Source organism: Lentibacillus songyuanensis (assembly GCF_039548255.1).
Classification (GTDB): Bacteria; Bacillota; Bacilli; order Bacillales; family Amphibacillaceae; genus Lentibacillus_C; species Lentibacillus_C songyuanensis.
Map to the genome: position 1 here is coordinate 122,508 of NZ_JBCLVH010000006.1, position 12,378 is coordinate 134,885.

General features: G+C 40.0%; 13 protein-coding genes and 1 riboswitch. Of the genes, 6 read left to right on the forward strand and 7 right to left on the reverse strand.

From position 1 onward, the window contains the following. Nucleotides 1-14: 14 nt before the first annotated feature. Together WMZ97_RS08325 and WMZ97_RS08330 are read right to left on the reverse strand one after the other, a co-directional pair. Nucleotides 15-950, reverse strand: coding sequence for a ring-cleaving dioxygenase (locus WMZ97_RS08325; protein WP_343271691.1), 936 nt, complete (start codon nucleotides 948-950; stop codon nucleotides 15-17). 15 nt (nucleotides 951-965) lie between these two features. Next, nucleotides 966-1,394: a MarR family winged helix-turn-helix transcriptional regulator gene (locus WMZ97_RS08330; protein ID WP_343271614.1), complete on the reverse strand. Its 429-nt coding sequence runs from the start codon at nucleotides 1,392-1,394 to the stop codon at nucleotides 966-968. 150 nt (nucleotides 1,395-1,544) lie between these two features. On the opposite strand from WMZ97_RS08330, the gene WMZ97_RS08335 reads away from it, so the two are divergent. After that, complete coding sequence (locus WMZ97_RS08335; protein WP_343271615.1) at nucleotides 1,545-1,784, forward strand: hypothetical protein; 240 nt, start codon at nucleotides 1,545-1,547, stop codon at nucleotides 1,782-1,784. Between the two features lie 622 nt (nucleotides 1,785-2,406). Here the strand turns inward: WMZ97_RS08335 and WMZ97_RS08340 are convergent. After that, entirely contained in the window at nucleotides 2,407-2,787 is a 381-nt protein-coding gene (locus tag WMZ97_RS08340) for a winged helix-turn-helix transcriptional regulator (protein ID WP_188944413.1), read from the reverse strand. Nucleotides 2,788-2,933: 146 nt separating this feature from the next. On the opposite strand from WMZ97_RS08340, the gene WMZ97_RS08345 reads away from it, so the two are divergent. Next, entirely contained in the window at nucleotides 2,934-3,809 is an 876-nt protein-coding gene (locus WMZ97_RS08345; protein WP_343271616.1) for an SDR family oxidoreductase, read from the forward strand. 272 nt (nucleotides 3,810-4,081) lie between these two features. Here WMZ97_RS08345 and WMZ97_RS08350 read toward each other — a convergent pair whose 3' ends face one another. Beyond that, a complete protein-coding gene (locus tag WMZ97_RS08350) occupies nucleotides 4,082-5,227 on the reverse strand; it encodes a conserved virulence factor C family protein (RefSeq protein ID WP_343271617.1) in 1,146 nt (381 codons plus the stop codon). Nucleotides 5,228-5,414: 187 nt separating this feature from the next. Here WMZ97_RS08350 and WMZ97_RS08355 point away from each other — a divergent pair, with 187 nt between their 5' ends. The 3 genes from WMZ97_RS08355 (at nucleotide 5,415) to crcB (WMZ97_RS08365) (ending at nucleotide 7,382) form a co-directional block, all read left to right on the forward strand. Further along, on the forward strand, nucleotides 5,415-6,356 hold the full coding sequence (locus tag WMZ97_RS08355) for an aminoglycoside phosphotransferase family protein (protein ID WP_343271618.1): 942 nt from the start codon (nucleotides 5,415-5,417) through the stop codon (nucleotides 6,354-6,356). A 68-nt stretch (nucleotides 6,357-6,424) separates the two neighbouring features. Further along, nucleotides 6,425-6,492, forward strand: a riboswitch (Fluoride riboswitch). Between the two features lie 133 nt (nucleotides 6,493-6,625). Beyond that, complete coding sequence (gene crcB, locus WMZ97_RS08360; protein ID WP_343271619.1) at nucleotides 6,626-7,018, forward strand: fluoride efflux transporter CrcB; 393 nt, start codon at nucleotides 6,626-6,628, stop codon at nucleotides 7,016-7,018. Further along, nucleotides 7,008-7,382, forward strand: a complete 375-nt coding sequence (gene crcB / locus WMZ97_RS08365) for a fluoride efflux transporter CrcB (RefSeq protein ID WP_343271620.1) — start codon at nucleotides 7,008-7,010, stop codon at nucleotides 7,380-7,382. The genes crcB (WMZ97_RS08360) and crcB (WMZ97_RS08365) overlap by 11 nt, the downstream gene beginning before the upstream one ends. A gap of 133 nt (nucleotides 7,383-7,515) precedes the next feature. Here crcB (WMZ97_RS08365) and rraA read toward each other — a convergent pair whose 3' ends face one another. The 3 genes from rraA to WMZ97_RS08380 all read right to left on the reverse strand — a co-directional run bounded on the left by rraA (nucleotide 7,516) and on the right by WMZ97_RS08380 (nucleotide 10,890). Next, nucleotides 7,516-8,001 (reverse strand): ribonuclease E activity regulator RraA, encoded by a 486-nt coding sequence (gene rraA / locus WMZ97_RS08370; RefSeq protein WP_343271621.1) that lies wholly within the window; start codon nucleotides 7,999-8,001, stop codon nucleotides 7,516-7,518. Nucleotides 8,002-8,090: 89 nt separating this feature from the next. After that, entirely contained in the window at nucleotides 8,091-10,208 is a 2,118-nt protein-coding gene (locus tag WMZ97_RS08375; protein ID WP_343271622.1) for an MMPL family transporter, read from the reverse strand. 103 nt (nucleotides 10,209-10,311) lie between these two features. Continuing rightward, complete coding sequence (locus WMZ97_RS08380; RefSeq protein WP_343271623.1) at nucleotides 10,312-10,890, reverse strand: TetR/AcrR family transcriptional regulator; 579 nt, start codon at nucleotides 10,888-10,890, stop codon at nucleotides 10,312-10,314. A gap of 137 nt (nucleotides 10,891-11,027) precedes the next feature. Between WMZ97_RS08380 and WMZ97_RS08385 the strand changes: the two genes are divergently transcribed. Continuing rightward, nucleotides 11,028-12,224, forward strand: coding sequence for a class I SAM-dependent rRNA methyltransferase (locus WMZ97_RS08385; protein WP_343271624.1), 1,197 nt, complete (start codon nucleotides 11,028-11,030; stop codon nucleotides 12,222-12,224). The last annotated feature ends 154 nt before the right edge of the window (nucleotides 12,225-12,378 follow it).

Consider the following 12,378-nt stretch of genomic DNA (forward strand, 5'->3'; position numbering starts at 1 on the left):
GTCTCCTTTCTAGATTAGTCGAGTTCCCGTACTTCAATTGGGATTAAGGTGTTTTCCAATTGCTGACGGTACTTTTCATACTGTGGTGGTAATTTTAGGCTTTGGCCCAGTTCCTCATTCGATTCATCGATGGCAAATCCAGGTGGGTCCGTTGCAATCTCAAATAAAATTTCTCCATGTTCTCTAAAGTAAACCGAATTGAAATAATTTCGGTCCTTGACGGGGGTAACTGCATAGCCGGATTTTGCAAGTTGTTGCTGCCAATCTAATTGGTCATCATCGTCTTTGGCACGCCATGCAATATGATGTACGGTGCCTACTCCTATTGCGCCACGACCGGTTGATGTTGTTTTGACATCAATCATATTGCCAATGTCACCATAAGCGGCAAGGCGAATAACATCACCTTCTTCACCGATTTTTTTCAGACCCATTCCTTCTTCAAGTAATTGAATGGTTTTAGTAGGATTACTAGAAAGTAGTGTTGCACCTCCAAACCCCTTAATTGCAACGTCTGGAGTAATGTCATCAAACGACCAGGTGTTTTGCTCGCCAGCTTCACGTTCCACAATTTCCAGTTGTAACCCATGTGGGTCGGCAAAGGTTAAAGATGTTTCGCCGAAGCGTTCCTGTTTTGTAAAGTTGACCTTGAATTTCGTCAGACGCTTTTCCCAAAATCCAATGGCATCAATTGGAACAGCATAAGCGGTTACGCCTACTTGTCCATTGCCAATTTTTCCTTGCCGTGCACCTGTCCATGGGAAAAAGGTAATGATGGTTCCAGGTCTGCCAGCTTTATTACCAAAGTATAAATGATAGGTTCCAGGGTCGTCGAAATTAACGGTTTTTTTCACCAATTGTAATCCTAAAACCGCAGCGTAAAAATCAACGTTTTCTTGTGGATGACCAACAATTGCCGTTATATGATGAATTCCAGATGTTTGTTTCATCTCCATGCACCCCTCCTAATTTGATGCTTTCCTTCCGACTGTTTTGAGCAGGTCAATCAATTTTTGTTTCTCATCGGGCTCTATATCCGTAAAAATCTCTTCAATAACCGCTTGGTGTTTCGGGAAAATATCATCCATTAATTGCTTACCCTCATCTGTGATATGAACATGAACAACGCGGCGGTCGTGCTCACTGGCAGAGCGCTCTAACAAGCCTCGCTTTTGCAGTTTATCGATGACATAGGTCATGGAACCACTGTTAATCAGGACAGCATCGCAAATTTGCTGTACGGTTAATTTTCCTTTATGATATAATGCTTCTAAAATGGTAAATTCCGTGGTGCTGACACCGTAACGCTTAATATCTTGTTTGATTCGTTCTTCGATTGATTTGGAAGCTTTCATTAAAACAACAAACGATTTCAGGGATAAATTCTTATCCATGCTATCACCTCGTTAGACTGAATTAGTCTTAATTCATTTATTTTGAATTCAAGATAATTATAGAGCTAATTATAAGAAGTGTCAACTCGAATGGTGGGTAATCAAAACGGCTTATGATAAAATAGGAAGAAACAGGACATTGAAGAAGGATTGGAAGGTGATTTAATGGGAGAATGTAATATCGATCATTCAAAAGCAGATGTAGCTAAGAAACTAGCTAGTCAAAAGGCGCATTTACCAGCTAATCTACGTGTGCAATTACTGGATTTTCTAGATGGCGATCGTTCTCAAGAAACGCTAAATGATCTATTCCATCTGCTAAAAAAATATGATTTGGCGACAAAGTCGGAACAAGAAGATAGAAATGAAAGGTTAAAAACCTTTAAATAAAGTGAAGTTTCATAAAGTGGGGTTTTCGAAGCGCAAAACGTGACGGTTTTAGTCTGCCCCTGCTCCCCCACTTAATGGCGGGGCAAAGGCTAAGTTCCAATATCTGAATTACAACGCCTTTGTGTCCTGCATCGTGCAGGTTCGAACAGGATAAGACCTTTGTCATGCAGTTGGCTCTCACTTATCTTTTTGGTTTCACCTTAAAGCTTAGAAGTGGTGGAATCTTACTCCCATGAAAATAAAATAAGCGAAGATGCAAAAATAAGCATATTAAAATAGGCCTAGCAAATTCGCTTAAAAAAATTAGCACCGCTACGCTAAAATAAGATGGGATATTAACTGGAAAGCCTATCAATAGTTATACTCAACTAAACCCATTTTCCCTAATTGGTGAATCTTTGCTTCATGGATGGCTGCCCGTTAAGAGTGGGCTATGTGGCTTTGAAATGAAGTTTGATCATTTAAAAAAGTTTGGTAATTTATATTAATTTTTTATGCAATTAAATGACTAGATAGATAGTGACAGTTCAGCAAACGGGCCAAATTCTTGAATAATGGGAGATCAGTTGAAAATGCAATTAAGAAAAACGTGCTAGAGCATATCTGCTCTAGCACGTTTTTCTTAATCTTTGGTGACAGGCTTGAGTTCTTTTTGGTTACTCTTCATGTGTTCATTACCCCACTCACCCATAATATTCAGTACAGGGATAAAGCTTTTCCCTTTTGGTGTTAGTGAGTATTCTACTTTGGGAGGAACCTCTTTATATACTTCTCTGTGAACCATTTCTTCTTCCTCCAGTTCCCTCAGCTGCCGTGTTAATATCCCTTTTGAAATTCCAGGTAACAACCTTTGAAGTTCGTTAAATCTTCTGGTCTGTTTACTTAGATGCCATAAAATAGTAATTTTCCATTTTCCTGCAGTTAAATTTTGAGTATATGTCACAGGACATAACTCTTCTTGTCCTTTAGGGACGATTTCGCCTTGAGGAATAAAACGAGCCATAGAGTGACCTCTCTTTCTTAATGGTACTATTTTTGTGACTATACAATAAAAATATAACTACTTACATTTTGATGACTTTATATATATTATATAACTATGCTTGATAATCTATCAAGTAAAATAAATTTTTAAAAGGAGACTTCTATATGTCAAAAATCGTAGTTACTGGTGCAACGGGAGAACTTGGTCAACTTGTTGTCCAACACTTACTTAAAAAAGTACCTGCAAGCCAAATCGCTGTTAGTGTTCGAAATGTTGATAAAGCAGCAGCCCTTTTTGCTGACAAAGGAATTGAAGTTCGTTACGGGGATTATGATGACCCTTCATCTCTTGAAAAATCATTTGCTGGAGCTTCTAAGTTGCTTCTAATATCAACACCACAAGACGACTCTGTAGTACGTATTCGCAAACACGTTGATGCCATTGAGGCAGCTAAAAAAGCAGGAGTAAAACACCTTCTTTATACAAGTTTTGCTGCTGTTGATAAGGGGGCATTTCCTCCACTTGGAGATGTTCATTCAGCAACTGAATATACTCTTCGTGCTTCAGGTCTTTCAACTACGATTTTAAGAAATGCTTTGTATCAGGAAGTGTTTGTTAATGAGAGCCTTCAATCGTTTGTTAATAGTGGAGTAATCGTGACTTCTGCTGGAAAAGGTAAAGTTAATACAGTAGAACGAAATGACCTTGCTTTAGCAGCAGCAACCGTTCTGGCTGAAGAAGGACATGAAGATAAAGTGTATGAATTAGCATCAGCAGAAACTTGGAATTATGATGAACTTGCAAAGATTCTTTCAGATGTTTCAGGGAAAACCGTTACTCATCAGTCTGTGTCAGACTCTGAAGTTCTAGAAGGAATGGTTAATTCTGGCGTTCCTGAAGGTTTTGCTCATTTCCAAATTGCTCTTTACAATTCAATAGCCGATGGAAATGAAGGAAACACTTCCAATGATTTAGAAGATTTGATTGGAAGAAAACCAACTTCAATTCGTGAAAGTATCACTCATTTTTTCAATAAATAAGTGATTCTATAAACATTAAAGAGGAGACCAATATGAAAGACTGCTACTAAATTGGAGCAGTCTTTTTTACAAATATAGACGAGATTTAAACAGAACTATGCATGGTTCTTGTTAAACGAAACCAGCTAATAAAAACTAATGTATTATTCCATTATAGGGCGCGATTGTGGAAGATCGCATAGAAAGTGATCAAACTCTATTTTAAAGCTACAGGATAAACGAAAACTACCATCCTACATGAATAAGAATGGTAGTTTTGCTTGTTATTTCACTTACTTTTTCGTAGCTTGTGCCATCTGATACCAAATCGATCCTTCTGCTTTTTCGCCGCCTGCAATTCGTGCCAACGCCATTTTTGTCTGCATCCGTACTTCAAATTCGGGATCATCCAAGGTTTTTTTCAAAGCGGGTATGGCGGTTTCATTGCCAACTTCATATAAATACATCGCTGCTCGCCAGCGAACAAGTCGGTTTGGATCGGATAAAGCATCAATCATTTCCGGGATGGCCTCCGCAAATCCAAGATCAGATAAACAATCGCCAGCAGTACGTCTGACATTGACGGCTTTATCCTTCAATGCCTTATACAAATAGGGCAGTACTTCACGGTCCTCAATCATGCCAAGGTAAGCAGTTGCAAGTCGTCTAATGGATGCCTTTTGATCATCCAACGCTTTGTCAAGAATACCCAAATCATCAACGGTTGGATCCGCCATTTGGTCAAGTGCTGCATACCGATCTTTCCAGTTTGGGTTATCAAGCATGGCCAGTGTAATTTTCTTCCTTATAGGAGCCTGATTTTCTTCTGTATAATTATCGGATAATGCCGCTTGGAGCAATTGTTGCAAGCGTGCTTCATCATAACTGGCGGTTATCTCTTCCACGATTTCGTGCCCAATGGCTTCCATATCACCATAACGCGGGCTTTGCTCAACCCATTTTCGTTCCATCAACATATTATCAGAGGCAGCGGATGCTTCCATGGTCGCGTTCATGAACCGTTCGGGAAGTGCAAAACGCTGCTCATTCTCACCGTCTTGTAATTTCACCTGGACAGGCAGATGACGAAACGATTGAATGAATACCTTCACTTCTCCATAATGATCATCGGTTGACATATGATTGGTAAAAAGTTGGTCCGTGTCTGTATTTTCTTCAGCGGAACCTAAAACGTCACGTACGGCTGGCAGGATTTCTTCCCAGGAAACACGTGGATTTCGTTCCAGCGCGATAAAGTCAATGACGCGATACAACCCTTTGACGCCATTGATGTCAAACAGCTGTTTGACGTAATCAGGAGCATCGATTAGTTCATCATCACGCTTATAATTTTCCGTATGGCCATTAGCAAGCCGCTCATCCAAATTTATCTTCATGGAATGTGGGCTTGGTGTTGGTTCAATGGAAACAATTTTCATAACGATCACCCTTACTTTTAATCCTATGCTTATTTTATCAGAGATTTGTTGACTAATCCATTTAAAAAGTGTCATGTCTATTTAGAATAATTTGATTTCCGTGCTAGAATAGAAATGTGCTTTTGGGAATTCAAATACCTGTCGCTTGTTATATAGTGAAGTGGTTAAAAAAGAAGGGATCAATTCTATGTCTAATGAAAAAGTAATGCGAGCATTTCAATTCCACGTAATAGATGAACCAGAAAGTATCTATCCATTTTCCCCTGTATATAAGGTGAAACAAGATGGCAAATCTTATATTGTCAAAAGGACGCAGCGACCTATGGCAAGGGCAAAGTCCGTGGTGAAGTTCATTCAACATTTAAAGCAGTATGGCGTTTCTGTTGTCACACCGGTTTCCCTATCTGTTGAAAATCCACAGCAGATCGATGATGTGGTTTGGATCGTGTATCCATATATTGATGGCACAACGTATACTGGAAAAAGTCAGGAAGTGTACGAGGCAGGAAAACTTCTTGGCAAAATTCACTCCTTATCATCAATGGATAATCAATACCACCTCGATAATTATGATGAATTCGATTTTGACATGGATGAGATAACGAAGGATGTTGCGACGATAAAACAGTATGCAGAAACCCGGGGCATTCCGGTAGACGATGAGAACTTGAGGGATCGGCTAATTGGTATTATGGAGAAGCAAGAGACATTGGAAAAACTAGAATTACCATCCGTTGCGACACCGTATGACTTTAAGGCGAATAACTTAATATATAATGATCAATCGAAGCCTTTTCTTGTCGATCCGGACAATGCAACATTTTTGCCGCGACTGTACGATCTAGCCTTGACACTACTGCTTTTCCATAATGAATTAACTACAGCTCCGGCCCGTATCTTTGACGTGGAAGAATGGGGGGTGTTTAAACAAGGCTATTTTGAATATGTCAGGTTAACTGATATAGAGAAAACATACTGGCAGGATATCGTGAAGCATGTTTATATGGATGAAGTTATTTGGATGATGGCTGAATTTGAAGAGGACTGGGATGACTCCAATCAACTTGGGTTATTAAAAACGTTGTTAGGTTTTCTGGACATTGTTCATAAGTACAATTTGGAGGGTTAGTGCCTGGAAGTGAACATATTTTTGCTGTTTGATTTGTATTAGCCACCTGCTTATGGTATCTTAATATCAAACGAATAGGCGATGACGTTCGCCGTGAAGTGTTGTTTATCATACAACTGATGACGTCTACCTTAATTACCCTTTAGACAGGGTTTTTTAAGGTGGGCGTTTTTTAATGTCATGGATGCACAGCGTATTGATTAGACGATTAAAAGAAATAGTAATCGTAGCGACACAGGAGTTGTATGCACTTAGAAGGAGAATGGTTTATGTATTATGTCTTTTTAGTTATATTTGGAGTCCTGGGAGCCTTATTACGGTACTCAATTGGGTTAATGATCCATACGGAGTTCCCCTTAGCGACACTGCTGATTAATATTACAGGCTGCTTCTTGCTTGCCTTTTTAACCCAATTTTTAAATGGGATCCCGAAGCTGTCTAAAAAAATGGTTTCCGCGATCGGAACTGGATTTGTTGGTTCCTTTACGACCTTTTCCACATTTGCGGTGGAGTCGGCGGAGTTATGGAAAGTAAGTGATTATGTCGGTGCGGCCAGCTATATTTTGGCAAGCTTAATTGGCGGCTTGATTGCTTGTGTGTTTGGCTTTCAGGTCAGCGAGAAAATGTTAGCCAAAGGAAAGGAGATGAATAATGCTGATTAACGTTATTATGGTCGCAATCGGTGCAGCATTCGGTGTGCTTGCCAGGGTATTATCAAGCAATTGGATAAAAAGCAAATGGACGCATACATTCCCGTTGGCCACCTTTATTGTGAATATTACCGGCTCATTATTGTTGGGATTTTTGACGGGGTTAGCGATTGGCAGTTATCTATCATTACTACTAGGTACAGGGTTCATGGGCTCATTTACGACCTTTTCTACGTTTAATGTAGAAAATATCGAATTACTGCGAAAGAAAAAATATAAACATTTTATCAGTTACATTGGGGCTTCCTATGTTATTGGTATCGTGGCTGTTTTTGTGGGAATTGCTATTGGTAATGTGGTGAGAACAGGAGTTTAAAACATTAGGATCTGAATAGGCGAGGGTAGGGCGAAACAATTTTTACGTTGTTTCGCCCTTGAAATCTAATCCTCTGTCCATTCAATTTAAATTTCACACGATTACTTGCACCGCTTTTAAGTTAATCTCTTAACTAATTTAAAGATAATTCTCTTTTTGAAACAACCACACCATCCTCATCAACATATACATAACTCCCAGGCTTCCACTCCACATCGCCAAAAGTAACGGCAATATCTGTCTCGCCTTCACCTTTTTTCTCGCTTTTTAACGGGTTCTTCCCTAATGCAAGAACACCAATATCCATGTTGGCAAGATCAGCGGTATCCCGGACACATCCATAAATAATGACACCAGCCAATTCTCGTTCAATGGCGATCGCTGCCAAATTGTCCCCCATCAATGCACAGTTTTTGGAGCCGCCCCCATCAACGACAAGGACATGCCCTTTGAGAATGGTTTGTAATGCGGCTTTAACCAGGACGTTATCCTCTAAAACACGTACCGTCGAGATGGGTCCGGAAAATGCGGTTATCTTGCCGAATGATTGAAACTCCTGCTTGCATACGGATAATTCATTAGCAAATTCATCACATAAATCGGTTGTTTTTAATGTCATGCTATCCACCCTTTCTTCCCTTTGTCTAATTTTTGCATTTTTTAAGATAAAAGGCAATCAAATCGTTTGCTCATAAAAAAGAGCCTCCCTTACTGGGCAGACTCTCTTCCTTTATTCTTATTCTCTCGCTCAAACAAAACCAATAATCCAGGCAACAGTACACCTCGGATAAGAAATGTGTCCAGTAGAATTCCTATTGCCACGATAAATCCAAAGACAAACAATAATTGTATTGGTTGCGTCATCAAGACAGCAAAAGTTGCGGCCAAAATGATCCCCGCAGATGAAATGACACCTCCAGTATTAGCAACAGCAATTTCAACTGCTTGTTTAACGGGGTGCTTCTTTCGTTCCTCCATAAACCTGGAAATAAGGATAATATTGTAATCGACCCCAAGTGCCACTAGAAAGACAAAAGCATACAGTGGTACACGATTGCTGATCGTATCAATATCAAACAAAACATTCGTTAAAAACGTTCCTAATCCTAGTGCCGCAATAAAGGACACTAAAATGGTGCCCATCATGTAGACTGGCATTCTAAATGACCTTGTTAAAACAATTAATAGCAAAAAGATCAATATCGTTTCAATCGATACAATGACAATTAAATCACGGCTATTTGTTGCGCGATCATCGACCGATGCAGCAGTTTCTCCGGCAAAATAAAGCTTGCCATTCAGGTTGCTTTGATCTATCAATTTTCCAGCCTTGTCTTCCAGTTTTTCTAAGGCATCCATCGTTTCCACAGCATATGGATTGCTAGAAAACGTCAGATCATAAGCGATGACTTTTTGGTTATCCGTGACCCCGCTAATGCGAACATTATTAACCAATGGCTGACCAGCCAGTGTATCGGCCAGTTTTGCCTGTTCTTGTTGTGTCAAGGCACCTGTTGCTTCAAAAAGGACAGTCGTTGGGGCAAGATCTCCTGCTTCAAAGTTTTTCTCGAGCACTTCATATCCTTCTCGTGAGGGCATATCTTTTGGAAAAGATTTCATCGTATCAAATTCATAGTCCACCTTAAAGACATGACTTGCCGAGGCAAGCAGGATTATCCCGATAATAGCAACAGCAATAACAGGCTTACGGGTTACAAAACGGCCAACCTTACTCCACAGTGAACTTGCTTTTGCCTGGTGATTGCCAACATGTGGCACTTTTGGCCAAAATGATTTTCTCCCAAATAAGGTGAATAAGGCAGGTACAAGTGTGATCGATGCGAACATGACCACGACCATTGCCGTTGCGAAAATTGGGGCAAAGTTTCGGTATTCTCCAAACTTAGCAAAAAACAAAACAAGCATCGCTGCTAATACGGTTCCCCCCGAGAAAAATACAGGCACGCCTGAACCGCGCATCCCCCATTTCATGGCATCATATCTACTAGCATGATTTTTCAGCTCTTCTCTATATCGTGCTAAGACGAACAGGGAATAGTCCGTTACTGCGGCAAATAATAGAATCGACATAATGGACAATGACTGATTATCCAAGGTTAATCCTGCTTTACCCATTATTCCTAACACCTGGTTGGTCACTTCGTATACAAAGGCGGCTGCGAGCAGGGGAATGAGCGCCAATAATGGCGACCGGTAAATAACAACGAGTAGAACTAGAATGATTGCCACTGTTGACATGATAAGCACAAGGTCTGCCCTGGAAAACAGGTCGAGTGTATCGGTGGCAATTCCCGCTGGCCCCGTTATAAATAAGGCAGCGTCCGTATCCTTTTCAGCTAGTTGACGAACCCTATCTAAAGAAGCGCCAATTTCTTTTGTCTCCAAAGATGCATCAAATGTTAACGGGATGAGTGCTGTTGTATGATCCTCCGAAAAAAAGCTTTCGGTAGCTTCGGGCGGTAGCTTTTCCAACGGGATAACGTTTTTCAATCCATTAATTTCTTTCTGTTGCAGCGTTTTTAATACGCTGGTCAGGTCGTCTAATGACACTTCACCTTGTTTCGACTGAAAAACCAGCAATGCTGGGATCCCATCGTTATCGGCAAAATAGTTATCCTGTTTTTTTTCGGCAATCACCGACTGTGCATCATCAGGCAAGGAATCAATTCCGGAAACCTGATAGTCTCTCGCCCCTGGAGCAAGACCGGCAAGTAATATTGTTAAGACTAACCATATTGCCAGGGTGATCCACATGCCCTTTTTAGTAGCAACCCGATCGGTGATAAAATGAATGATTGACTTCATTTTTTGACTCCCTTCTGCACAAAGTGACAAAATTGTCACTTTGAAAAAAATAAAATGACACACCTGTCACTATTATTATCAAGCTGTTTTTTCGATGTGTCAATTACTTTTTTTGGAACATTCCATAACTAAGCAGTTCTTTTCGTGATTGCACCCACTCATCCTGGCTCAAGGCAAGCTGGTCAGGAATTTCGATGGATTGCAGAATAAAGCTTAAAATAAGTTCATCGGGGATCGATGGTTTTAAAATACCTTCTTGTCTCCCTTGCTGAATAAACGATTGTAAATGGTGATACATTTCCAGGTGTAGTTCTCTTAATTCTTTCCTTTTTGCTTTAACATGAGCATTTTCATCGCCTAAGAGACGGTTTACTGTAATAAGAATATGACGGATTTTACTATGGGTAAACATCAGCGTTAGTAGGTATTCGAATTGAGAATCAAATGTATCGTATTGATTGATTTGTTTTAGTTTGATGAGAAACTGATTTAATTCAAACAGAATATAGTCTGTAATTAACTCCACTTTGTTTTGGTAGTATTTATAAAGGGTTCCTCTAGCAACGTCAAGGCGATCAGCTAGTATGCTAAAGGTAAAACCTTCATAACCGTGGCTGAGCAGGATTTCTTTGGTGTATTGAAATAATTCATTCTTGGAAAATTTTCGTTCGCGTGCCATCATCTCACCTCGGATCCTATTATAATCGATAATATATCGTAAACAAAGGAATGAACCTTTGTTTTCATAGAAAAGGATATCATGGGAAACATGTTATACTAATGAGATATGAACCGAAATGAAAATGATAGGATGAGAATATGGGTAAAACAATCGATTTATATGTAAAAGCAAACAGGGTAGCAAAGTATAAAAAAGGATATCCGTTACTTCATAAAGACGACATTATCAATGCTGATGTACTTAAGAGTGAAGGAAGTGTCATTTTACTGAAGGATCGCAATCACCAATTTCTTGCCAAAGGGTATTATGGAAAACAGAATAAGGGGCTTGGCTGGGTGCTGTCCTATAATCAGTATGAACAAATCGATGCCAGTTTCTTTAAAAATAAATTGAAACAAGCGATGAGAAAACGGCAGCATTTTTATACGGATCCAAATACGAATGCCTTTCGTATTTTTAATGGGGAGGGGGACGGGATTGGTGGATTAACCATTGATTACTTTGCAGGTTATTATATGATCAACTGGTATAGTGCAGGAATATATTCATTCAAAACAAAGGTTATTCAGGCGTTGACTGAGTTGGCTGAGTTTCAAGCAATTTATCAAAAAAGACGTTATGATACCAAGGGACAATATATTGAAGACGATGATTTTGTATCCGGTGAACGTGGTGAATTTCCGATCATTGTCAAAGAGAACGGAATGAATTATGCCGTTTATCTAAACGATGGAGCGATGGTTGGAATGTTCCTTGATCAACGCGATGTCAGAAAGGCAATTCGGGATAAATATGCGAAGGGGAAAACAGTGCTTAATACGTTCTCGTATACAGGTGCGTTCTCTGTTGCTGCAGCTGTTGGTGGAGCCTGGAAGACAACTAGTGTCGATCTGGCAAAACGGAGTAAAGCAAAAACCATTGAACAATTCAGTGTCAATGGGATTGACTTTGAACAGCAAGATATTATTGTCATGGATGTCTTTGATTATTTCAAATATGCCAAGCGTAAGAACCTCACGTTTGAGATGGTGATTCTAGATCCACCGAGTTTTGCCCGTTCCAAGAGGCGTACGTTTTCAGTAGCGAAGGACTACCCAGCCTTGGTCAAGGATACGATTGAAATCACAGCAAAAAGTGGTGTTATTGTTGCTTCGACCAACAACGCGACCGTCAGCATGAAAAAGTTTAAGGGATTTATTGACCAAGCGTTTAGGGAAATGAATCGGAAATACCGGATACTTGAGACATATACGCTGCCTATCGATTTCGCGACAAGTGATACGTATCAAGAGGGAGACTATTTAAAAGTGTGCATCGTGAAACTTATAGACTAGAAGTACAGGGAAACTTAGCGGGTTGATCGAATGGGTGGAAAAGTTGAACGAGAGCGCCCCGAAGTTGATCGAGAGCGCTTAAAAGTTGATCGAGCACAACTCCGAAGTTAGATACGGGCAGGGAAAATTCAGCCTATCCTCAAACCTCAATCAA